Source organism: Bacillus sp. ILBB4 (assembly GCF_035064545.1).
Lineage (GTDB): Bacteria > Bacillota > Bacilli > Bacillales > Bacillaceae_H > Priestia.
Map to the genome: position 1 here is coordinate 653,919 of NZ_JAIQVD010000003.1, position 23,367 is coordinate 677,285.

Sequence of the window (23,367 nt, forward strand, 5' to 3'; positions counted from 1 at the left end):
AAAAACGGCAAAAGGTAGGATTGTTTTACGGAAAAAGAGAATAATTAACAATTAATAAGTGATTACTAGTAAATAAAATGAATTTAATACGTCAAAAATGGCAAAAGAATCAGAGTGGTACGTCAAAAACAGCAAAAGGTAGTAATTAGTACGCTAAAAACGGCAAAAGAAGCGAAAAGGTACGTAAAAAACGGCAAAAGCTTCTGGTTAGTACGTTAAAAATGACAAAACTTCCAAACTATGAAATAAAAATAGTGGGATATTTTGTATCTATAAGCTGAAAGTGGCAAAATATCAAATAAAAAAAGGAAGGGAACAATTTACCCTTCCAATGTTTCTCTATGTTCTCCTCCAAAATAGTCTTGAATTTCATAATTTTGAAGAGGAATAAAAGAGATTTCAAATCCTTGAAGTTTTTGCTGATAACTTTGAATCAGCACTTGATTGCTGACAAACTCTGCTAGAGATTCATTAATTAATTTTAGATTGACATCAATTTTCTTTGAACGAAAACGAACTTTTGAAGCAAAATATTGATACGGGTAAAAATGGGTGTAAGACTTCTCTTGTAAATAACAATCTAATCGCTCTTTTTGAAATGCATACAGCAGCAAAGAAGACAGCGAATTATCTTTAAACTTTTTAATAACGTCACTGTAAATTTGTACAAACTGCTGATTTAAAAAGCCTTGATGCGTATCGTCGCTAAATACGATGGTTGCATATCGTCTGCCAGTTACTTCATCGGTTTCAATAACAGCTTTTTGGAAGAAGTTTATCGCAAATTTTGTATCCCTGGAATTTTTCTTCTTCGCTACACCTTCTACGTGGTATCTGGCAATTTTCATAATGCGGGCTTCAACCGCTTCATAGTTTTTTACACCTTTTGAATTATAAATTTCTTTAACGATATCCGCTAAATCAAGAGTCACCGTCTTTTCTTTATAAAACATCTCGTCGCGCTGTGAAAGAGCAAACTGGATAATTTGAGAATCTTTTGGATCTAAAACCATATTTCGTTTGGAAAGAACCGTTTGATTATCATTGACAGGGATAATGGTGCGAATGAAATATTCTTCATCAACTTTATAGTCATTATATAAAACGACTTCTTGGGAGTTTGTTTTAACTTCCATATTGGTTTTAAGAGAGTGACTTTCATTTGAGAAGATAGGGGCCTCTACCCACGAATTCAATCGTTTATCAATCCAGTTACTCAAATTTCCATTGTATTTTTCTAATATGATTTCAGCAATTAAAAAAGTAAAGTCTGTGTGAAATGCTTTCTCTATTTGATAATTCATCTTTGAATCTAAATAAGGAAAATCGGTAATGTTTGTTTTTTTACTTTTAGCCCATGCCTCTACTTCTTTTAACTTTATCTTTAAAATATCTTCAGGTTTTTCCACGCCAAACAGCTTTTTTAAGTGTTCGGTATCCACTTTTTTATCCATCACTTTTTTGGCCAATTCAATGTCTTCAAAAATAGGATTAGGCTTTTGGGCTTTAATATCTTTTTTTAACGTTTGGAGCCAGTTTTTCTTATTCGATTGTCTTCTTTTGTAGGCTGGGTTTCTTATTTCCTTAGGATTTATTAATTTATTCTCTAAAACAAACGTATCTTGCAATATATTTAAAATGTAGTCTTCTATAAAATCTTTTTCATTCGAAAAAAACGAATGAGAATCATATAAAAAGTCTATGCACTTTGATTTGATATTGTCATCGATCGCATCGCTGATTTGTTTAATAAGGTAAGGAGAAAAATTGGATGGTTCGTTCATGTTGACCTCCTCTGTATGTATTTAATCTGTAACAGTCTTATTATATCTTTTTTGAACGATACTCTAAAGGCTAAAAGGAAAATTCGTTTTTATGAATGCTGTTTTATATCAAATTAGCCTAGCTGGCTATTAGTATATAAAGGCTTATTGCAAATATAAAATTCTTTCTTTATAGCGCTTGTACAATATAAGTACGTACTTTAGATGTAAGGAGAGTATTATAGTAGTTTTATAAAAGAGAAAAGCAAAGTACATTCATTCATTGAGTTTGAAAATGGAAAAGTTTATACTTGCCAAGTACACTCTTTTTACAAATAGGGGGAATAAATATGTTGTTAAAACCTAAAGCAATTTTTTTAGATATGGACGGTACGATATTAAATCGCTCCAACAAAGTAAGTATTCAAACAAAAGAAATCATTGACGAATTACGAAAACAGGGAATTTTTGTTTTTATTGCTACGGGAAGAGCGTTTGATGAAATAGAAGAGTTAGTTCCTGAAGGCTTTCAAGTGGATGGATTTATCACGTCAAATGGCATGGCAGGATACGTAGGAAAAGAATCAGTCTTTCAGCACTCGCTTTCGCTCCAGTTGGTGGAAACTATTATTGAAAAAGCAAGAGCGAACAAGGTATACTACGAGCTTTTCCCGTATGGCACACCTCGCGTGACGTTAAAACAAGATCAGTCCTATGTGGAAAATGAAATTAGAGAGCCAAAGCCAGACAGTGTGGAAATTAACGAATGGCTTTCCCGTAAACAAGCGATTAAAGAAGAAATTGACTGGAAAGATTCCGTAGAAGGAAGCGAATTTTCAAAGTTCTATTTCTTTGCAAGAACGCACGAGCATATCGATAAATGGAAAGAGGAGCTTGAAGAACTTAAAAAAGAAATCGACTTTACAACTTCTACTTCATCTAAACACAATGTTGAAGTGATGGTGGCAAACGTAAATAAAGCAACGGGAATTCAGCAAATGCTAAAACATTTTAATTTGCCCGAGCAAGACATTCTAGCGATTGGCGACAGTAACAATGATTTACCAATGTTTCAGTTTGCCAGCTATGCCGTAGCGATGAAAAATGCGCCGGATCATATTAAAGAAATTGTCGATGACGTAACGGAATTTAACTGTGACGAAAACGGCGTATCTCATTATCTTTCTAAATTTTTATTGCAAAAATCTGCTAGAAGTAATCCCGTTTTATAAAAATTAATCGATTTCACGACAATGCATTATAACCAACTATTCAAAACATCGTCTTTTAGGCGGTGTTTTTAGTATACAGAAAGTGAAAAGTAAACCATTCATTATTTTTAGTTATAGCACTCTTAGCTAAAAAGAATAGATAAGAATAAATCTTCTATAATTTAAAAATCATGTTATAAACAACATAATTATACAACTATCCTCGTACCTATCCCTGCAAAACGCCTCTCAGCCCTGATGAGTGCCACCATGCCAAAGCATAAAACATTTTAAAATCTAAACTTTTTCTTTCTTCAAACTTTTTATAAAATGCGGAGAAAAGGGATTGTATCTCCGTATATTTAATGCTAATATAACATTTAATGAAAATAGTATAACATATTTAATTTTATTTCATAATTAGTATGACACAAATTCTGAATTTAATCGTTTTGTTAAAGTGTTTATAATCACAGTGACCAGCATATTTGTCTATTCATTACTATTAAATTGTGTATCTTGTAAGCTGCTAAATAAAAAATACTAGCGTTATTAAACTATTAAAATCAAAGAATAGGAAGATTTAATGTGAATAAAAGAAAAATTGTCTATATAGTTTCCGACTCAGTAGGTGAAACGGCTGAGCTGATGGTAAAAGCAGTTTTAACTCAATTTAGTGGAGAAGATATTGAAATTCAAAATACTTCTTACGTAGAAGATGAGGGAAATATTGATAATATCATTGCTGAAGCAAGGTGTAACCAGGCCATCATTGCGTATACTATCGTCATCCCACCTTTAAAACAGTATCTTGACCAAAAGGCACAAGAAGAAGGAATTGTAGCTATTGATTTAATGACCCCTCTTATGAGTGCCTTTAGCCAAACCTTTAATAAGGAACCTAATCTTCAACCGAGATTAACGAGAAAGTTAGACGATAACTATTTTCGAAGAGTAGAAGCAGTTGAATTCGCTGTTAAATATGATGATGGACAAGACTTCAGAGGTATCAAGCGAGCTGATCTAGTGTTGATTGGTGTTTCGAGAACATCTAAGACGCCACTTTCTATGTATTTAGCTCATAAAAGTCTTAAAGTAGCGAATATACCGTTAGTTCCAGAAGTGACGCCTCCTGATGAACTTTTTACTATTCCGAAAAATAAATGTATTGGTTTAGTTATTACACCGGATAAGCTCAATGAAATCCGAAAAGAACGATTAAAAAATTTAGGTTTAGCGTCTCAAGCCAAGTATGCCAATGTAGATCGAATCCTTGAAGAGCTGGACTATGCTGAGAAAATTATGAAGCGCATTGGCTGTCCTATTGTTAATGTCTCAGGTAAAGCAGTTGAAGAAACCGCTGAAGTGATATTGAGCATGTTAAAAAAGGACAAGATGAAAGGGTATGTATAAAAACTCCCATTATGTAAGACAGATAACTTGTCAGACATACTTAATCTATAGAGAGTCAGGTAGAACAGGCGTGTTGCTAAAAGGTGCTTTTTTAAAATATAAAAGATAAGGAAGATTGTGATGAGCAATGTATATAAAAAAACAGACGTTATCTTAATTGGGGCCGGAGTTATGAGCGCAACGTTGGGATCTTTACTAAAAGAGTTAGCGCCGGAATGGGAAATCAAAGTATTTGAGAAACTCGCAGATGCAGGAGAAGAAAGCTCGAATGAATGGAATAATGCAGGGACGGGCCATGCTGCACTGTGCGAGTTGAACTATACATCTGAACAAGCTGACGGATCTATAGATATTACGAAAGCAGTGCGAATTAATGAACAGTTTCAGCTTTCAAGACAGTTTTGGTCGTATCTTGTAAGCAGTAATTTAATTCATCATCCGCAAGAGTTTATTATGCCAATCCCTCATATAAGTTTCGTACAAGGAGAAAAGAACGTATCCTTTCTGAAAAAACGTTTTGAAGCGCTATCCAATAATCCGTTGTTTCAAGGGATGGAGTATTCGGATCGTCCTGAAAAGTTAAAAGAATGGATGCCGCTTGTTATGAAAGGCCGTACATCGACTGAAGCAATTGCGGCAACCAAAATTGACTCAGGGACGGACGTGAACTTTGGAGCTTTAACTCGTATGTTGTTTACACATTTAAAAAGTAAAAGCGTAGAAATAAACTATAACCACAGCGTTGAAAATCTGACACGTACCGCAGACGGCTCGTGGGAAGTAAAAGTACATGATATTCATAGCGGCAAACAGGAATATCACACGGCGAACTTTGTTTTTATCGGAGGAGGAGGCGGAAGTCTGTCTTTACTCCAAAAAACGGGTATTCCTGAGTCCAAACATATTGGAGGGTTCCCAGTAAGCGGATTATTTATGGTATGCAATAACCCCGAAGTTGTAGCGCAGCATCACGGGAAAGTGTACGGAAAAGCAAAGGTTGGCGCTCCGCCGATGTCGGTTCCGCACCTTGATACACGCTATATCGACCGCAAAAAAACACTGCTGTTTGGACCTTTTGCCGGATTTTCACCTAAGTTCTTAAAAACGGGTTCAAATTTGGATTTAATCAATTCTGTAAAACCGAATAATATCTTAACGATGTTAGCAGCAGGCGTCAAAGAGATGGGCTTAACGAAATACTTGATTCAGCAGGTGCTGTTGTCCAATGAAAAGCGTATGGAAGAACTTCGCGAGTTTATTCCAAACGCAAAAAGCGAAGACTGGGATATCGTCGTAGCGGGTCAGCGTGTACAAGTAATCAAAGATACGGAAGCCGGAGGTAAAGGAACTCTTCAATTTGGTACAGAAGTTGTGAGTTCAGCTGATGGTTCCGTTGCTGCATTGCTCGGGGCTTCGCCAGGTGCTTCGACTGCCGTTCATGTCATGCTTGAAGTGCTGGAAAAGTGTTTCCCGCAGCATATAGAAGAATGGGAATCAAAAATAAAAGAAATGATTCCTTCTTACGGCTTATCTTTGGTAGAAAACCCAGCGCTTTTTAACGAAATTCATGCTTCTACAGCACAAATGCTTGATTTAAGTAAAAAAGAACTTGTGTACCGATGATTTTAGGCAGCCTTTGACACGTATGCTTTAAATTAAAAGATTTTTTTAGAAGCTGTTGTAAAGTATTCAAAATATAGGTGAAACATATAAGAAAAAATGAGGGAGCTTCGTTATATAACGGGCTTCTTTTTATTTATTTCCTTTGCTAGCAGAATTTACTTCGTATTCATGATATAATTCTTATTAGTAAGCGTTTACATATAATGGAGTGAAGAATTGGAAAATAGCTATTTCGAGGAGCCGATAAAAGATGATTCTAACTAATACATCTTTACTGACGAAAGAACAAACGATTTTTAATCATACAGGGAATAAAATTAAATTAGAAGACAGAGAGATTGATATTGTTGCTCGATTTGAAGAGCCTCTTGTTCTAGTTTTAGGAAATGTACTAAGTAACGAAGAATGTGACGAACTTATACAGCTATCCAAAGATAAAATGCAGCGATCAAAAATTGGTGCTGCACGTGAAGTAAACAGTATTCGAACGAGCAGCGGCATGTTTTTTGAAGAAAGCGAAAACGAGCTTGTACATCAAATCGAAAGAAGACTTTCTAAAATAATGGGACCATCTATTGAATATGCTGAAGGTCTTCAAGTTTTAAAATACTTGCCTGATCAAGAATACAAAGCACATCACGATTATTTCACTTCTGCAAGTAAAGCATCTAAAAACAACCGTATAAGTACATTGGTTATGTACTTAAACGATGTCGAAGAAGGAGGAGAAACTTATTTTCCTAAGCTGGGTCTTTCCGTATCTCCGACAAAAGGAATGGCCGTGTACTTTGAATATTTTTATAGTGATGCTGAACTTAATGACCGTACTCTCCACGGGGGAGCTCCTGTTATAAAAGGAGAAAAGTGGGTCGCTACCCAGTGGATGCGCAAACAAAAAATTCGATCGTAAAAACAAAGGTTTGAAGAGCCCTATTATTGTTAGTGAGGGCTCTTATTTATGTTACAAAAAAATAGCAATCATGTTAGCCAGTTATTATATTGAAATATTCATACTTGTTCTATTTGTGCGGCTATTCCCTATTCTTATAAGCCGGTAGACGATAAATGTATTTGTAGTGTAAAATATCCTCATGATTAAAAATTTGGATACACTAAAACGAAAAATGTGTTCGTGAGATAAAAATAAAATAGATGCTATTTAAAAGAATGACTTTAAAACAGGTAAGCAATTTTTATAACAGTTGCACGAAAAAACTCGTGAAAGGTATTTTCACGAGTTTTTGTTTTTAGGTGATTTACACTATTTATAAAATCATTTTACTTTTATATAGTAGATAGGGAACGTGTTAAAGGAGGACCCGGGTTTTGAAAGAAATAAAAGCAATTATTTGCACGATGCTTGCGATGTTTATGCTGCTTCTTACTGGATGCAGCGATGAGCAGGCAAGTCATTCAACCACATCTTCTACCGATACAAAACAAGCAGTTCAAGTAGAAGGTTCATCAGATCAAGAAAACGATCATAGTCCTTCTAAAGCAAATCGTGAAGATGTAGTAGGTGAGGCGGCTACGGTAGAAAGAGTAGTGGACGGCGATACGCTTAAAGTGAAAATGCTGAACGGAAAGAGAGATCGCGTGCGATTACTTCTTGTTGATACCCCAGAAACAAAGCATCCCAAACTAGGCGTACAGCCCTTTGGTCCTGAAGCATCTGCTTACACAAAAAAAAGACTAGAAGGACAGGAAATTACCCTTGAATTTGATGTGCAAGAGCGTGATCAATATGGACGCTTGCTTGCTTATGTATGGATAGACAATGAGCTGTATAATGAAGAGCTGCTAGCAAAAGGGCTAGCCCGCGTAGCAGTATTTCCTCCTAATACAAAGTACGTAGATGAATTTAAGAAAATACAGGAGCAGGCTCGAAAAAGCGAAAAAGGCATCTGGAGTATTGAAAACTATGCACAAGAAAAAGGGTATAACACGGATGCTGTAAAAAATCAGTCCTCTTCTAATCAAAAAGATATTCAGTCTGCCAAAAGCTGTGAAGGTAAAATAAAAGGAAATCAAAACTCTAAAATTTATCACGTGCCAACAGGGGCACACTACAACCAAACCATGAACAACGTCATTTGGTTTTGTACCGAAAAAGATGCGCAAGAAGCAGGATACAAAAAAGCAAAAAACTAACAAAGAAATTCAGTAACTGCTGAGTTTCTTTTTTTTTGAGTTCAGTAAGTATTTGTATAGGAGTGGCTAAATACCACCATCCAACAAAGAGCGACCAATCCGTATAAGAAGACGGAGTGGCCATATGAGCAGCTGAGGCACTTGTAAAAGAATTTCTGCTAAAACTTCCCATCCACTTACCGTAGTATCTTTCTGCTGACGGCGTTTTTTCATAGTCATCATCCATTCATTTGAAAATATACATTAATTATACAATGAAAGGAAGATTAGGAGTTAATTTTTTCTTTCTTTTCTTTTTCGTGTTAAAGTAGATAGGTAAGAAGGTTTGCTACAAATAACGCAAGCGAAGAGAATAAAGGGAGTTTGAAAATCGTGAAAATAAGGAAAGCAAGAAAAGAAGATGCTTCTGCTGTAACGGAATTACTTTATGACATGCTTGGCAGTATTGCACGCTCTCACACGGCGGCTACAACGAATGAAGAAGCGCTTTTAAGACTTAAAGCGTTTATTCTGTCTGAGAAGAATCGCTATAGCTATCATCATATTACAGTCGCAGAAGTCGACGAGAAGGTAGTTGGACTTATGCTTTGCTACGAAGGAAGTATGTTACAAACGCTTTATGAACCAGTTAAGCGTTTTGTACGTGCTAAACTTAATAATCCAGCGTGGGAAATTGATATAGAAACTGAACATGGAGATTATTATATTGACTCTCTATGTGTAGATGAAGCTTACCGTGGAAAAGGGATAGGAACGGCTCTTTTAAATGTAGCCAAGCAAGAAGCCAAAAAGCGTAAGATGTTTTTATCGTTAAACGTTGAATATAATAACGTAGAAGCCAAAAAATTGTATCAGCGTATAGGCTTTCAAGAGCATAAAACCATTTTTATTGATAAAAAACCATTTTTTTATATGAAGACTGCCTGAGCATCTTTACGGTAGTATTTTTTGTGATAAAATGGATATATAAGTAAAATAATAAGAACCAACAGCTCAGCACTTTTGCTGAGCTTTCCTGTAAATCGCGTAAACGTATCAAAATGGAAAGAATCCTACATCCAATGGACCATAAGCAAGCGGTCATGAAAGTATGTTTGCTGATGTGCCACATGAAAGGAGCGTGCATGAACATCAGAGATCTTCCGTTTAATATGAGTTATCGATTTAATGAACAGCTTCGAGAAGTTCCGATTAACCCACACCAAATGAAGCAGGGAATTATCTATTTAAAGAAACGAGCTCTTGAAGAAGAGGATGAGTGTGCCGCTGCTAAAACATATGGACATATTGGCGTATATGAGCGCATACTTGGAGAATTAACGAGCAGTGAAAGACATCTGCTACTGGCCATTTATCTATATGACCGACATGCTGATACAATAGGTGAATTTTTGAATACGATCCGACTTGGACATACATATCACTGGCAAGAACAGTGGGATAAAGCGAATGAAACGTTTCAGTTACTCATTGAACAATTAAAAGCAGATGAAGACCTTCACATATATGAAGACTTTGTCTATCAGTATTATGGAAAATGTTTACTTGATCAGCGGGTTGTTTCCAGAGCACATCACTATTTTCAACGCGCGTTAGAAATTCGATTGAAAAAAGGCGATAAAGAATTAATTGAGTCAACTAATTCCTGCATCCGTCTTTGTTTAAATAAATTAAAACATTCTTAGTATACATAAAAGATAAATGACTCATAGCCTTGGTTACACATAATGCATAAACTTTCCGTTTGACAAACGTATGTGAACATATTATAGTCATACATGGCAATTTAAGAATACGTAATATAAAAATTAAACATAAGCGTCTCTTCTCTTTTGGAGAAGGGGCTTTTTTATGTGAATTTTTATGCCGAGGAGGGTTTAATCGATGAGTAAAACAGTAAAAAATGTCATCTTTTTATTAATAGGTTCGTTTGTATTTTCACTTGCAGTTAACATGTTTGTCATTTCAATAGGACTAGGTGAAGGTGGAGTTACGGGTATATCAATTATTTTATATTATACAGCGCATCTTTCAACGGGCATCACTAACTTTATTTTAAACGGTATCTTGCTTATCGTAGGGTATAAATTTTTAGAGAAAAAAACCATCGTCTATACGATGATTACGATTATCGCTACATCTATTTTTCTTCACGTAACTGAAGGCTGGGGTCTTCATCTTCATGAAGAGCTCATTGGCATGGTTTTTGCCGGTGTACTGCTAGGCGTTGGAATTGGGATGATTTTGCGAGTTGGTGGAACAACAGCAGGTTCAGCCATTATTGCTCGAATTCTAAATAAGTTTTTAAACTGGAAAGTCAGTCATGCACTTTTAATTGTTGATTTACTAGTTGTATTAGCTTCTTATTTTATTATTGGAATCGAAAAGCTACTATTTACGATCGTCATGCTGTACATTACAACAAAAGTAATTGACTTCGTTATTGAAGGGTTTGATGCTAAAAAGGCCGTTACCGTTATTTCAAGCAACAAAAATGAAGTAGCGGATCAAATCAATGAACAGCTTGATCGCGGAGTAACGATTTTAAACGGCCGAGGGAACTATACGAAAGAATCAAAAGAAATCTTGTATGTGGTCATTAACAAACAAGAGCTCATTAAGCTTAAAAAGCTGATTAAAAAAATTGATGATGAAGCATTTGTGATTGTACACGATGTACGAGATGTAATTGGAAAAGGCTTTCTAAGCGCATAGAGCTGTGGTTCCTGGCAATTTTTTCTGACGTTGGTGTTTTCCGAAAAAGTATGATATAAGTGTGTCTAAAGACAATTCAATATACGAAAGGAAGAACCCATATGCGTAATAAAAGGCATGTAAAACGTCTTCTTCAACGTCGAATTCGTTCTTTACGATACGTTGTCTTGATTTTATTTACGATACTGATCTTAAAGTACGTTAGTGAAATTATGTAACTTTTTTGTATGAGTCTTATCGCTCATTTGGAGTGCTTTTTCTTTTAAATTAGTAAACCTATTTGTATAATAGGTTTTAAGAAGGAGGCGTTCCATGAGCATTCCCAAACCATTAGTTCAGCTTAATCAACTCTTTATCGTTATAACGGTTTTGATCGCTTTACTTGCGGCAAAGTGGCTTTTACTTTTGCCTTTTCTCGTTGGAGTAGTCACACTTGCAACAAAGCGTAATCCCGTAATTATGGCAGGGAAAAAGCTTCTCAAAAAGCCTGCTTCTTCTTATCAAATGGAAGACCGGGATCAGCAGCTTTTTAACCAATGGATTGCAACGATATGTATGGGGGTTGCTTTCATTTCATTTTTAATGGGTTATACGCTTGTCAGCTATGTATTTAGTATAATGGTGATTCTTGCTGCTGGTGTAGCGCTGATGGGATATTGTATAGGCTGCACGATTCGTTATCGATATATGATGTGGAAATATAAAAGAAAAAAACACGCTGCATAAACAAAGCCTCGAGAAGGCTTTGTTTTTTTATGTTCATTTGTATGCGTTATCATTAAATTCAATCATCATAACGGGTGAAAACAAGTGTTAGAGCGCTAATATCCTTTAAAAACCTTTGTTGACAAAGTAAGGTAAACAAATTAAACTTTTTATGATAATAATAATCGTTACGATTTAAAAGGAGGGGTAAGTTATAGTTAGAGACAGTACATAAAAGAAAGATAGTTTTGAATAAAGGAGGGGTTTATATGAGAAAAAGGATAAGTCTGCTATGCTTAACGCTTGCTGCGATAGGTATGCTAGCGGCATGTTCGGCTAACTCTGCGAGTACCGAAGAAAAGAGTGAAAAAAAATCACTTACTTTTGTATCGAATTTTCCAAGTGACACGCTCGATCCACAGTTGAATTATACAACTGTACGAGCCGGTATTGCCGAAACGTTAGTAAAAGTTGATGAGCAATTACAGATTGAACCATGGCTTTCAAAAAAGTGGAAAACAGAAGATGATGGAACGACCTGGGTATTTGAGATTAGAGACGGGATTACGTTTCAAAATGGCAAGGATCTGAATGCTGAAGCCGTGAAACATTCGTTAGAAAGAACGATAAAAGAAAGCGAAGCAATGAAAAGTGCACTTAAAATTAAAAAAATGAAAGCCAGTGGCCAAATCTTAACCATTACAACAACAGAGCCGCTTGCCACGCTGCCTTCTGAACTTGTTCATCCAAACACGGCAATTATTGATGTAGATGCTCCAGATACAAAAAGTAAACCCGTGGGAACAGGGCCATTTAAAGTAGCTTCGTTTAAACCGGATAATGAAATGAAAGTAAAAAAATATAAAGAATACTGGGGCGGGGAACCAAAATTGGATGAAGTTGTGTTAACATTTAATGATGATGAAAATGCACGAACGTCCGCTTTGCAATCAGGTGAAGCCGATATTGTGTACCGTCCGGCTATTGAAAGCTTAAACACATTAAAAAAAGATTCTTCTATTGTAGTAGATATACAGCCGAGCCTGAGAAATCAAATGCTTTTCTATAATTCAAGGCAAGAAGCGTTTAAAGATAAAAATGTGAGAAAAGCGTTTGATGTATTATTAAATCCAAAAGATGTTGTCGATACAGCGCTTGCAGGTCAAGGATCCCCGGCAAATGGTCCATTTTTAAAGAGTTTAGATTTTTCGAACGATCAAAAAACGAAAACCTATGGACCAAGTGAGGCTCAAAAATATTTGGAAAAAGCCGGTTATATACTCAAGGATGGAAAAGCAATAAAAAATGGAAAACAGCTTTCCTTTAAGCTTGTTACATATCCTTATCGTCCAGAACTGCCTTTAATGTCACAAATGCTTCAGTCAGAAGCAAAAAAGATTGGTGTGAAAATAGACATTCAACAAGTGGAAAATATGGACGAGTATATGACAACAAAAAATGATTGGGGAATCGTTACATATAGTCTAGTAACCGCGCCGCGAGGAGATGCAGGATATTTCTTTAATGCTCTTTACATGGAGGGAGGAGGATTTAATGTAGGTCATTTTCATGAACCAGCATTAACTTCCATTATTAATAAACTCAATAAAACAGTTGATCAACAACAGCGCAATAAGTTAGCAAGACAAGCCGGAGAAATAGTAGAAAAAGAAACGCTCCACTCTTCGATTGTTCATCCGAATAATTTTGTGGCCTATAGAGACAATGTGAAAAATTGGGTCACAACCAAAAGTGAATACTATGTGATAACAAAGGATTTAGATGTGAAGTAGGTATGAAATTAATTAGTAAAAGAATAATAGAATTACTCATTTTTTTAGTTATACTATCGTTTCTCAGCTTTGTTTTAATGAAGCTGGCTCCAGGAGATCCAGTTAAGCAAATGCTTCGCGTAGATGACGTGGCAGTTTCTGAGGAACAAATGAATAATTTGAGAACAGAGCTAGGATTTGATGAACCCGTATATATTCAATATGTAAAGTGGCTGAAGCGCTTTTTTCAGTTTGATTTAGGGTCTTCGTATATGACAAAAGAGCCTGTCATCGATGAATTAGCCGAGAAGTTTCCGGCTACGCTGCGCTTGACGGCTGCATCTTTGGTTGTGATGCTGTTAATAGCTGTGCCACTCGGCACGCTGTCAGCACTGTATCCGAACAAGTGGATTGATTATCTCAGCAGAAGTATTTCCTTAATTGGAGCGTCTATTCCAAGCTTTTGGCTCGGCCTTTTGTTTATACAGCTGTTCTCTGTACGTCTTCAATGGCTTCCTTCAATGGGTACAGGCACAGCAGCCCATCTTGTGCTGCCTTCTTTAACACTTGGTTTTGCCATGTCCGCTGTGTACATGCGAATGGTTAGAGCTAGTCTGCTAGAAGGATTGAAACAAGATTTTGTACGATCCGCTCGAGCAAGAGGAATAAGTGAAAGTCGAATTTTTATTTTTCACGCGTTCCGGTATAGCTTAACGCCCATCCTTACCATTTTAGGGACGAGCTTAGGCAGTTTGCTTGGAGGAACGGTCATCATTGAAGTGCTTTTTGCTTATCCTGGAATTGGAAAATTAGTTATTGATGCGATTATGAATCGTGATTATCCTGTCATTCAAGGGTATATTTTGTGGATGGGCCTGTTTGTTGTTTTAATTAATTCACTTGTGGATTTGAGCTACAAATATGTAAATCCCCAGCTCTATGTAAAGGGAGGGGATAAAAGGTGAAAAAAACTCACCTTCCTTTTGTAGTGATAAGCGTGTGTGGTATTGCGCTTATTTTATTTTGTCTGTTTGGAAGTCAGCTAACACCAATGGATCCCACACAAGTCAATATGCAAGATCGGCTTCAAAAATCCACCGGTGATCACTGGTTAGGAACTGATCACTTAGGCAGAGATCTCTTTTCACGAATCGTAGCTGGAGCTCAGACCACAATTGGGACTAGTTTTCTTGTCTTAGCTCTTTCTCTTTTGATTGGAGTACCTGTTGGCTTAGTTTCAGCGTATATTGGAGGGAAAATAGACCGCTTTTTCATGAGAATTGTAGACGCTTTTTTAGCTTTTCCTGACTATATTGCAGCCATCGTCTTAAGCGGACTGTTAGGGCCTGGATTATTTAACTTAATTGCTGCGATGGTTATTGTAAAGTGGGTTGGTTATGCAAGGGTAGTGCGCAGTATTGTGCTTCAAGAAAAGTCAAAAGAATATGTGCTGGTCGCTAAATTAAACGGAGTGGGAACACTACCTTTAATCCTGCGCCACTTTCTTCCTCATGTTGGAGGACATATTCTTGTTCTTGCTACGCTGGATATAGGGAAAATTATTTTAATGATGGCTTCATTATCCTATATTGGACTAGGGACTCAGCCGCCTACTCCGGAATGGGGAACGATGCTAAATGAAGGCAGGGCCTACTTTTACAATGCTCCGCAGTTAATGTTGATACCAGGCGTGGCCATTATTTTATTTGTGCTGGCGTTTACAGCTTTAGGTGAATATATTCGAGGGAAATATCAAGTAAATCGATAAAAGAGGTGATCGTCATCGTTTTAGAAGTAAAGCATCTAGCCATTCATAATAAAACAAAACAAATCGTAAAAGACGTTTCTTTTACAATCGAGCAAGGACAGTGGATGGCGCTCGTTGGAGAAAGCGGAAGCGGTAAAAGTATCACTGCTGCTTCGATAGGAGGACTGCTGCCTTCAGGTGTAACGCTTAAAGAAGGATCTATTATCTTTAAGCAGAAAGGAGAGGCGCCTATCCTTGGAAAAGATATTTCGTATATCTTTCAAGATTATCGAAGCGCCTTTACTCCTTTTTTAACAATTGGAAAGCAGTTTGATGAAACGATTCGTACACATAGTAAGCTTGCTAAAAAAGACAGGACTGCTGCCATTTTTCAGGCTCTAAAAGCTGTGAATTTACCTAATGAACGCGTGTATAAAAGCTATGCTTCTCAGCTGAGCGGAGGACAGCTTCAGCGAGCAGCGATTGCTTTAGCACTGGTGATGAAGCCTGCCTTGATTATTGCAGATGAACCAACCACGGCTTTAGATAGCGTGTCAGCAGCTGAAGTTCTTCAGCTGCTGCATAAGCTGAAAGAAGCAACAGGCTGTGCCATTTTGTTTATTACCCATGATTTGCGTCATGTGCGGAAATATGCAGACCGGGCAGCCATTATGTTAGCAGGAGAGATCGTGGAAGAAAACAGTATCGAATCTCTGTTTCACGCTCCGCATCACTTTTATACAACAAAACTGTTTAACGCCATTCCTTCTTTACAGAAAACGCCTGATCGATTGTTAGATACGCAGAAAAAAGTGTTGATATAGGAGTGAGATATGAAAGAAAAAAGTATATTACGCGTCACGCAGCTGGTGAAACAGTATAAAGACATTAAAGCGCTAAATAATGTTTCCCTGCATATCGATAAAGGAGAATGTGTAGGAATTGTCGGAGAAAGTGGAAGCGGCAAAAGTACGCTTGTAAAAAGTGTACTAAGGTTAACAGAAATTCAGCAGGGAGAAGTATGGTTTGCCGAGCAGCCTCTTCATAGGTTAAAAGGAAAAAAACTTCAGCAAGCTCGTCTAGGCATGCAAGTTGTATTTCAAAACCCTGCGGCTTCTTTTAATCCAAAAGTAAAAATCATCGATTCTTTGCTCGAGCCTTTGCGGCAGCAGCGAACCGTTCCTTCATTTTTATCTCATGTGAGCAGAAACGAAAAAGAAATCGCTTTTTATTTGTTAGAAACAGTCGGGATTAGCGCAGAATATGCGTTGAATTATCCTCATGAACTCAGCGGCGGACAGCTTCAGCGTGTAGCGATTGCGCGTGCCATTAGCGTAGGTCCGTCTCTGGTGCTATTAGACGAACCAACAGCGAGTCTCGATGTTACGGTACAGGCAAAAATTTTAAATTTATTAAAAGATTTGCAGGAGACGTTTCAGCTATCTTATTTGTTTATTTCGCATGATTTAGCGGCAGTAAAATTTATGAGCAGTCGCATGATGGTTATGCAGCAAGGCGAGGTTATCGATCAATTTGACCGTGCAAAGCTATTTGATAAAAACAGGCATCCCTACACAAAAAAGCTTGTGCGTTTATTTGAATAGAGAGTAAAGCTTTTCGTTTAATATACTAAACGAAGAGCTTTTTTATAAATGAGAATGAGACAAAATCAGGGACGCGGCGGTGGAGTATGCATATGTATAAAATGATAGCCTGCTTGGCAAAGCATGACAAAACTAATGCTGAGTACAACGAGAGGAATTAGCTTGTTTTTTCCTCGTTCTTCATATAGTCCGGCTGCGCTTAAAAGGAAGCCAATAGCAGCTAAAGGAGGAGAGACGCGAAAGAATAAATCTGCAGCGGTAAACGCTTGGTTTGTATATTTATAATAAAAAAATAGACCTGTAATCAATAAAAATAGTCCAATCCAAAACAGCGTAAGTTTTCCAAAAAGGGTTTTAGGCACTGCGATTTCACTCCTTTTGTCAGTCAAGTACCATAAAATACTAGCATAAAACGCTCTAGTTTGCATTAGAGAAAAAGAACGTGAATTATACAATATGTGTAAAAAAACAGGTTTGAAGTAGGAGGAGATGAAGTATTCAAAGCGCTTCATGTAAAAAAATACATATCGTTGGGTCTGTTGGAAGTGGAAAAGCAACTCTTGCCCGTTTATTATCCCATGAATTAAAAGTTCCTCACTACGAACTTGATAATATTATGTGGGAACGAACATATGAAGGAGATAAAAGAAGAAGTGAAGCGGATAGAAAAAAGTGTTTACATCATATTGCAGCTTCAAAAGAATGGATTATAGAAGGCGTACACTATACGTGGGTGAATGAAAGTTTTAATGAAGCTGACCTTATTATTTTTCTCGACATCCATTATCTAAAAAGAATAGGGTTTATTATAAAAAGGTATGTTCTGCAAAAAGCTAAAATAGAAAAAGCAAATTATGCACCGACGTTTTCTATTTTCATTAAAATGTTTCAGTGGAATGCGGATTTCGAAAAGCAAAGTAAACCTGAAATTTTGCATACCCTTCGTACGTCATATAACGATAAACTTATAATAGTGAAAAAGAGAGAAGAGATAGAGCACTTTATATCGTAAGAAAACGCCGCTCAGTTGATGAGGGGCGTTTTTTGGTTTTTATTCTATCAACATAGAAGCGCCTTTTTTTTCACAAGCTTTTGCAAGGTTTTTGAGCAGCTGATTAAGAAACTCTTTGTCCATTTTAAGCCATTCTTCTTTTTGCAGCCCTTCTACGATATAGGAAGAAAAAACCCAGACGTCGTTTTTGCTGGCAGAGCGATTTGTTTCAGCGATTACGGTTAATGCCTTAATGACAGCAGACATCACGGAAACATCTTCTTTTCCATAATGGCGAATTTGATAGAACGCTTTGTACAAATAATCCATAAAAGAAGGTTTTTCTAGCATCACTCGAATGCGTCCTGCTTCATCGCAATAATAAGGAGAAGAAGAATAGCTTTTTCCGAGTTTGATAAACACTTGCGTGAGCTGTTCAATGCAGTTAATAGCTGTTTCAGGATCATTAATAGCTGGTGAAATAGCTCTTAATGCAATTTCACTTAGCTTTTGAATACCTAATTTTACTTCTTGAATCGATTCTTGATCATTTGTAATAAACAAGCAATGAAGAAATTTTTCATGTTCTAACGTTTGGTTATGATTGATCACAGTTAACAGCGGCATGTCTGCTTCTACATACTCACCGGGTGCTTTTTCGAGTTTAACAATGACATTTAGTTTGGATGCTAGTGTTGTTAAATGCTTTAGTTCGATATATTGAATATATCCTTGTTTGATACTTTTAATTTGAATCGTTTTTTTACTCCCAAAATCAAGATGTATTTCATTCTTTGATTCAGGGGTCTTTTGTTGTTCTAGCCGTCTCTCTTCAATAGTGATCATCGTTTTTTTTGCAATGTTTGAAATTAAATTTCCGACTTTAATCCAGTTGATGACGTGGTGAATCAAAAACACAAACATCCCTAAGCAAATGAATGCTACCACGATGGCTAATGAAGGAACAATAAAGGTATTACGGACTTGGTTGCTGCGAACTTGAATGAGCATTACAAGCACGTATACGTATCCACCGATAAAAGTGCCAAGCACGCGCTGAGTTTTGGCATCTGTATTAAAATTTTGAATCGTTCTAGGAGAAAACTGACCTACAAACGTAGTCAGTACCACTAAAACAGAAGAAAAGGTAATCGTCGTCATCGTTAATAAGGAATTTGATACTGAACTCAAAATAGTATGAGCAAGCTCTTTATCCGTTAGAAACACGGAAGGAACTAATTTTAACCATTGTTTATGAGCTGTTAAATATCGATCTAAAAATGTACTAATAGTGGCTAAAACAAAAGCAACAATTCCATATAAAGAAGGAGTGATCCAAAAATTAGCTTTTATTCGGTTTTGCTGTAGCTTTATTGACATAACGAAATCTCCCGTATCATGATTTAATAAGTTCGGTCTTCTTTTAGCATGGAGAAAAAAGTTAGTCATACTTATCCACCTATTATTACCCGCATCTGCATGTGAAAAACTTTTTTAAGAAAAGTTTTATCATTCATTTGTAAGGGGTAGAGAGCAAAAAGGAGGGGAGAGCCGTGGCATTTGATTATTCACTTGACTTTGAGCATATCGATTTTAGAAAACATCCTGAAAAGTATAGAGTAGGAAAAGGAGAACAAGGAGTTCTCCTTGTTGAGCCATACAAAAGTGAAATTCTTCCTCATTGGCGTTTTCGAACACCTGAAATTGCTGAGGAATCCGCGGACGCCATTTATCAGCTTTTTTTAACCTACAAAGAAAAAAGCGATTTTGTTGGAATGGACATGGCCCGGAAATTTCTCCAAATGGGATACACGCGATCTAGGCGCTACGCGAACTACAAAGGCGGAAAGAAATACAGCAAAGACGGAGAGCGTAATGAACGGCAAATTGATGAACAAAAAGCAGAATCGGCGGCTATTTTTATGAAAAAATGGAAGGAGGTACGAGAGAATAAAGAGTACTTGACATTTAAAAAAGAGCATCAAAAAAAGTACGGATAATCAGCTGTTATCCGTACTTTTTTCCTTTGTTATTTCGATTCGTTTAATATGGTGATGTTCAATATCAATGACTTTAAATGAAAAACTTTCGTTTGTGATGCTGTCACCTTTAGCAAGATCAAACTTTTCGGTCAGCATCCAGCCGCCAATGGTATCAACGTCTTCTTGTTCAATATTTGTTCCGAGTAAGTCATTTACTTCTTCAATCAACACCTTCGCATCAAGTACGTAGTGATTTTCATTAATTTTGTGTACGTCCGGTATTTCATCATCATCAAATTCATCACGAATTTCACCAACAATTTCTTCTAAAATGTCTTCTACCGTTACAAGCCCTGTTGTTCCTCCGTACTCGTCTATTAAGATGGCCATGTGAATTCTGTCTTTTTGAATTTTAAGCAATAAGTCGTAAATGGCGATGGAATCAATGACTTGAATGATGGGTTTCATATACGTTTGCACGGTACGTGGTTTAATATCATCTTCTTTTATGTAATCCGCTAATATTTCTTTAATATTAACTAATCCCACCACTTGATCTTTGTTTCCATCTACAACTACTGGATAGCGAGTATATTGCTCTACTCTAGCCATTTTTAAGAATTCTTCTATCGTTTCATCTGCTGATACGCTAACAATTTCCGTACGAGGCACCATGATTTCTTTAGCCGTACGATTATCAAATTCAAAAATATTATTCATGAACTTAAATTCCGATTGATTAATTTCACCGCTCTCATAGCTTTCAGATAAAATAATTCTAAGCTCTTCTTCACTATGAGCTACTTCATTTTCAGAAGCTGGCTTCAGGCCGAATAATCCGACAACGCCTCTTGCTGAGTGGTTTAAAAGCCAAATAAACGGATAAAGTAACTTAGAAAAAAGAATAAGAGGACGGGAAAATAACAGCGTCACTTGTTCGGCTTTTTGAATCGCCACTGTTTTGGGCGCAAGTTCCCCAGCTACCACATTTAAAAATGTGACAATCGAAAAAGCAAGAACAAAAGATATGACATGCGAAAGTGATGTAGCAAAAGGAAGCATGTCAATAAGCGGCTCTAATAAATGACCTACCGTAGGTTCACCTATCCAGCCTAGACCCAGTGCGGTAACCGTAATGCCCAGCTGCGTTGCTGAAAGATAACCATCCAAATTTGATACTACTTTTTTTGCTGCTAAAGCGTTCCGGTTTCCTTCTTCAATTAACTGGTCGATTCTAGTCGACCGTACCCTAATGACGGCAAATTCCGTTGCAACAAAAAAGGCTGTTAATATGATTAATACGATGAATAAAATGACATTTACTGTTTCCAAATTTATCTCCTTACCCCGTTGAAACGGATAAGGGAACACCTCCCTTATAAAAGTTTGCTGAGCTGATTTATATGGTAAATAAAGAATATCATGTATACTGTTCCCTTAATGTCCGTAGAAATAAACTTACCGAAAAGAAAGAGCACTTTTTAATAACCCGCAACATTTTTTGGCAGAAAAAGCGTAAACTAAACACTGTAAAATGAATGAAAAGAGATAACGTGATACCTTTAAAAGGATGTAAATAGAAGTAGGAGTCGATTGTTTTTATGGAATTTTTTCTGACGATATTAGTCTTATTGGCTTTGATTGGTCTATCTAATATCATTAATCATTTTGTACCATTTATTCCTGTTCCATTAGTTCAAATAGCTTTGGGAGCAGGGCTTGCTATCTTGCCATTTGGCGGAGATGTACATTTAGAGCCTGAGTTATTTTTTATTTTATTTATTGCCCCGCTATTATTTAATGATGGGAAAAACGTGTCAAGAGCTGCTCTTTGGAAGCTTCGTACACCTATTTTATTACTAGCGCTGGGACTGGTTTTTGTAACCGTGGCAGTAGGGGGATATCTAATCAATTGGCTCATCCCTTCCATTCCGTTACCGGCGGCATTTGCACTAGCCGCTATTTTGTCCCCAACAGATGTAGTGGCTGTTGGAGCTATGGCGAGCCGAGTGAAGCTGCCTAAGCGAATTATGCATTTGCTTGAAGGCGAAGGGCTGATGAATGATGCCTCTGGTCTTGTAGCGTTTCAAGTAGCAGTAGCTGCTACCGTAACGGGCGTCTTTTCGATAGTAGATGCTACATTTCAGTTCCTTTGGGTAGCGCTGGGCGGTTTGTTTGTAGGAACATTTATCGCTTTTTTGATTATCAGACTGCGTGTACTTGTTCGACGTTTAGGAATGGAAGATATTACGATTCATATGTTAATACAAATTCTAACTCCATTTGTTATCTTCTACATTGCTGAACATTTTCATTTATCAGGAATCTTGGCAGTTGTAGCAGGCGGCATTGTGCATGCGATTGAGCGCGACCGAGAGGAATCACCTAACCAGCAGCTTAAAGTAGTATCAAAAAGTACTTGGACGGTTATTTTATATTTGTTAAATGGCTTGGTGTTTGTACTGCTTGGTCTGCAAATACCTAAAGTGGCGAAAGCAATTATTCAAGATCCAAACTTTAATAATGGACAAGTGCTTTTTTATATTTTGATTATTACTGTCTTTTTGCTTGTACTACGATTTATTTGGGTGATGGTGTCATGGTCAGTAGGCTGGTATTACAAAAATAACAAGCATCTAAAACCTGAGCCTCGGTCTATTGGCATTATTACGGTTTCAGGTGTACGAGGAGCTGTTACGTTAGCCGGAGCGTTTTCGATTCCATATACGCTTGATAACGGCAGTGATTTTCCGGAACGCTCTCTGATTATTTTTCTAGCAGCAGGTGTTATATTGTTAACCTTAGTTGCGGCAAGTATTCTTTTACCTGTTATTGCGAAAACAGAAAAGGCGCCGAAGAAGCCTGAGCGCAATACAAAAGAGGTTAAAGCACGCATTAAAGTGCACAAAGCTGCTATTCAACGGTTAAAAAGAGAAATGAACGAGGAAAATCGTGGAGCAGCCCTTTCGTTAATTTCAACGTATAATACAACGATTAATAACATCATCGTTAAAACTCATCCTTTAGAAGCCTCTGAAAACAAACAGTATGAAGAAGAAATTCGATTGCTGGCTCTTCAGGCCAAGGGGAAATTGGTGGAAAAGCTATTAAAAGAGGAAAAAATAGACCGTGAGACAGCGTATATTTGTTTGGAACATACACACAAGCTTGAAATGGCTGTAACCAATCGTGTAAGGTACAAATTATTGGTGAGCTGGATGAGGTTTAAAAAAGTTTTATTATTACTAGTCCGAATTTTTTCACCGAATAAGCAGGCGTTAAGAAAACAAAGCTTGCGAAGAAGAAGCAAAGTAAACAAAGTACGTATTCAAATGATTGAAGAAGCGATAAAGGTCATTAAAGAAAATATGAACGAAGAAAATCGAATGATTTCACTTGCTATTATTAGTGAATACCATAGATCCATGGCAAGACTTAGAAAAGAGAGTACGGAGTACAATTCACGCAAACGTAAAAAAGCAACGAGAGATTTATGTTATAAAGCGTTTCATACTGAGCGGGAAACGGTGCAAGAGCTTTATGAAAAAGGAGAAATTACGCGTGAAATCGCTCATAATATCCGAAAAGATATCGCTTTGCGTGAAGCATTAACAATTGAAGAAAATGGTTATTAAAAAGTCGCAGGGACTGATCTCTGCGACTTTTTTTAGGAATGTTTTTCTAGTAAGC

General features: G+C 36.9%; 21 protein-coding genes. 17 read left to right on the forward strand and 4 right to left on the reverse strand.

Annotation, left to right across the window (positions count from 1 at the left end; genetic code table 11):
- Window positions 1-320 precede the first annotated feature (320 nt).
- On the reverse strand, window positions 321-1,784 hold the full coding sequence (locus LAV82_RS15560) for a hypothetical protein (protein ID WP_013057542.1): 1,464 nt from the start codon (window positions 1,782-1,784) through the stop codon (window positions 321-323).
- A 329-nt stretch (window positions 1,785-2,113) separates the two neighbouring features.
- Between LAV82_RS15560 and LAV82_RS15565 the strand changes: the two genes are divergently transcribed.
- From LAV82_RS15565 to LAV82_RS15630, 14 genes are all read left to right on the forward strand, one after another.
- Window positions 2,114-2,995 carry an HAD family hydrolase gene (locus LAV82_RS15565; protein WP_328127249.1) on the forward strand — a complete coding sequence of 294 codons (882 nt, stop codon included), beginning with the start codon at window positions 2,114-2,116 and terminating at the stop codon, window positions 2,993-2,995.
- A gap of 567 nt (window positions 2,996-3,562) precedes the next feature.
- Window positions 3,563-4,387, forward strand: coding sequence for a pyruvate, water dikinase regulatory protein (locus tag LAV82_RS15570; protein WP_211079078.1), 825 nt, complete (start codon window positions 3,563-3,565; stop codon window positions 4,385-4,387).
- A 120-nt stretch (window positions 4,388-4,507) separates the two neighbouring features.
- Entirely contained in the window at window positions 4,508-6,010 is a 1,503-nt protein-coding gene (locus LAV82_RS15575; protein WP_013057539.1) for a malate:quinone oxidoreductase, read from the forward strand.
- A gap of 250 nt (window positions 6,011-6,260) precedes the next feature.
- A complete protein-coding gene (locus LAV82_RS15580) occupies window positions 6,261-6,920 on the forward strand; it encodes a 2OG-Fe(II) oxygenase (protein WP_013057538.1) in 660 nt (219 codons plus the stop codon).
- Window positions 6,921-7,336: 416 nt separating this feature from the next.
- The gene (locus tag LAV82_RS15585) at window positions 7,337-8,161 is read left to right on the forward strand and encodes a thermonuclease family protein (protein ID WP_013057537.1); all 825 of its coding nucleotides are present in this window, start codon (window positions 7,337-7,339) and stop codon (window positions 8,159-8,161) included.
- A gap of 372 nt (window positions 8,162-8,533) precedes the next feature.
- Window positions 8,534-9,088, forward strand: a complete 555-nt coding sequence (locus LAV82_RS15590) for a GNAT family N-acetyltransferase (protein ID WP_013057535.1) — start codon at window positions 8,534-8,536, stop codon at window positions 9,086-9,088.
- Window positions 9,089-9,285: 197 nt separating this feature from the next.
- Window positions 9,286-9,846 carry a hypothetical protein gene (locus LAV82_RS15595; RefSeq protein ID WP_013057534.1) on the forward strand — a complete coding sequence of 187 codons (561 nt, stop codon included), beginning with the start codon at window positions 9,286-9,288 and terminating at the stop codon, window positions 9,844-9,846.
- Between the two features lie 199 nt (window positions 9,847-10,045).
- Window positions 10,046-10,876: a YitT family protein gene (locus LAV82_RS15600; RefSeq protein WP_499716413.1), complete on the forward strand. Its 831-nt coding sequence runs from the start codon at window positions 10,046-10,048 to the stop codon at window positions 10,874-10,876.
- Window positions 10,877-11,188: 312 nt separating this feature from the next.
- Window positions 11,189-11,602 (forward strand): DUF4395 domain-containing protein, encoded by a 414-nt coding sequence (locus LAV82_RS15605; protein WP_499716415.1) that lies wholly within the window; start codon window positions 11,189-11,191, stop codon window positions 11,600-11,602.
- Between the two features lie 248 nt (window positions 11,603-11,850).
- A complete protein-coding gene (gene nikA, locus LAV82_RS15610) occupies window positions 11,851-13,374 on the forward strand; it encodes a nickel ABC transporter substrate-binding protein (protein WP_499716416.1) in 1,524 nt (507 codons plus the stop codon).
- Window positions 13,375-13,376: 2 nt separating this feature from the next.
- Complete coding sequence (nikB, locus tag LAV82_RS15615) at window positions 13,377-14,318, forward strand: nickel ABC transporter permease (RefSeq protein ID WP_274155674.1); 942 nt, start codon at window positions 13,377-13,379, stop codon at window positions 14,316-14,318.
- Window positions 14,315-15,121 (forward strand): nickel transporter permease, encoded by an 807-nt coding sequence (gene nikC / locus LAV82_RS15620; protein ID WP_211079074.1) that lies wholly within the window; start codon window positions 14,315-14,317, stop codon window positions 15,119-15,121. Before nikB ends, nikC begins: the two co-directional genes overlap by 4 nt.
- Window positions 15,122-15,126: 5 nt before the next feature.
- Window positions 15,127-15,924, forward strand: coding sequence for an ABC transporter ATP-binding protein (locus LAV82_RS15625; RefSeq protein WP_274155675.1), 798 nt, complete (start codon window positions 15,127-15,129; stop codon window positions 15,922-15,924).
- A 9-nt stretch (window positions 15,925-15,933) separates the two neighbouring features.
- The gene (locus tag LAV82_RS15630) at window positions 15,934-16,704 is read left to right on the forward strand and encodes an ABC transporter ATP-binding protein (protein WP_098278029.1); all 771 of its coding nucleotides are present in this window, start codon (window positions 15,934-15,936) and stop codon (window positions 16,702-16,704) included.
- A gap of 65 nt (window positions 16,705-16,769) precedes the next feature.
- On the opposite strand, the gene LAV82_RS15635 is transcribed toward LAV82_RS15630, so the two are convergent.
- Window positions 16,770-17,066 (reverse strand): hypothetical protein, encoded by a 297-nt coding sequence (locus LAV82_RS15635; protein WP_013057526.1) that lies wholly within the window; start codon window positions 17,064-17,066, stop codon window positions 16,770-16,772.
- 254 nt (window positions 17,067-17,320) lie between these two features.
- Between LAV82_RS15635 and LAV82_RS15640 the strand changes: the two genes are divergently transcribed.
- A complete protein-coding gene (locus LAV82_RS15640) occupies window positions 17,321-17,716 on the forward strand; it encodes a P-loop NTPase family protein (RefSeq protein ID WP_013057525.1) in 396 nt (131 codons plus the stop codon).
- Window positions 17,717-17,755: 39 nt separating this feature from the next.
- Here LAV82_RS15640 and LAV82_RS15645 read toward each other — a convergent pair whose 3' ends face one another.
- A complete protein-coding gene (locus tag LAV82_RS15645; protein ID WP_499716417.1) occupies window positions 17,756-19,144 on the reverse strand; it encodes a DUF2254 domain-containing protein in 1,389 nt (462 codons plus the stop codon).
- A 104-nt stretch (window positions 19,145-19,248) separates the two neighbouring features.
- On the opposite strand from LAV82_RS15645, the gene LAV82_RS15650 reads away from it, so the two are divergent.
- Window positions 19,249-19,695, forward strand: coding sequence for a DUF4385 domain-containing protein (locus LAV82_RS15650; RefSeq protein ID WP_013057523.1), 447 nt, complete (start codon window positions 19,249-19,251; stop codon window positions 19,693-19,695).
- Here the strand turns inward: LAV82_RS15650 and LAV82_RS15655 are convergent, their stop codons facing one another.
- A complete protein-coding gene (locus tag LAV82_RS15655; protein WP_116071564.1) occupies window positions 19,696-21,009 on the reverse strand; it encodes a hemolysin family protein in 1,314 nt (437 codons plus the stop codon). It lies immediately after the preceding gene.
- 269 nt (window positions 21,010-21,278) lie between these two features.
- Between LAV82_RS15655 and LAV82_RS15660 the strand changes: the two genes are divergently transcribed.
- Entirely contained in the window at window positions 21,279-23,312 is a 2,034-nt protein-coding gene (locus LAV82_RS15660; protein WP_211079069.1) for a Na+/H+ antiporter, read from the forward strand.
- The last annotated feature ends 55 nt before the right edge of the window (window positions 23,313-23,367 follow it).

Bases quoted from the DNA above. Each gene is read 5' to 3' on its own strand.
- LAV82_RS15640 (WP_013057525.1), top strand. From the start codon at position 17,321: ATGTGGGAACGAACATATGAAGGAGATAAAAGAAGAAGTGAAGCGGAT.
- LAV82_RS15565 (WP_328127249.1), top strand. From the start codon at position 2,114: ATGTTGTTAAAACCTAAAGCAATTTTTTTAGATATGGACGGTACGATA.
- LAV82_RS15595 (WP_013057534.1), top strand. From the start codon at position 9,286: ATGAACATCAGAGATCTTCCGTTTAATATGAGTTATCGATTTAATGAA.
- LAV82_RS15580 (WP_013057538.1), top strand. From the start codon at position 6,261: ATGATTCTAACTAATACATCTTTACTGACGAAAGAACAAACGATTTTT.
- LAV82_RS15560 (WP_013057542.1), bottom strand. From the start codon at position 1,784: ATGAACGAACCATCCAATTTTTCTCCTTACCTTATTAAACAAATCAGC.
- LAV82_RS15645 (WP_499716417.1), bottom strand. From the start codon at position 19,144: ATGACTAACTTTTTTCTCCATGCTAAAAGAAGACCGAACTTATTAAAT.
- LAV82_RS15605 (WP_499716415.1), top strand. From the start codon at position 11,189: ATGAGCATTCCCAAACCATTAGTTCAGCTTAATCAACTCTTTATCGTT.
- nikA (WP_499716416.1), top strand. From the start codon at position 11,851: ATGAGAAAAAGGATAAGTCTGCTATGCTTAACGCTTGCTGCGATAGGT.
- nikB (WP_274155674.1), top strand. From the start codon at position 13,377: ATGAAATTAATTAGTAAAAGAATAATAGAATTACTCATTTTTTTAGTT.
- LAV82_RS15600 (WP_499716413.1), top strand. From the start codon at position 10,046: ATGAGTAAAACAGTAAAAAATGTCATCTTTTTATTAATAGGTTCGTTT.
- LAV82_RS15575 (WP_013057539.1), top strand. From the start codon at position 4,508: ATGAGCAATGTATATAAAAAAACAGACGTTATCTTAATTGGGGCCGGA.
- LAV82_RS15630 (WP_098278029.1), top strand. From the start codon at position 15,934: ATGAAAGAAAAAAGTATATTACGCGTCACGCAGCTGGTGAAACAGTAT.
- LAV82_RS15660 (WP_211079069.1), top strand. From the start codon at position 21,279: ATGGAATTTTTTCTGACGATATTAGTCTTATTGGCTTTGATTGGTCTA.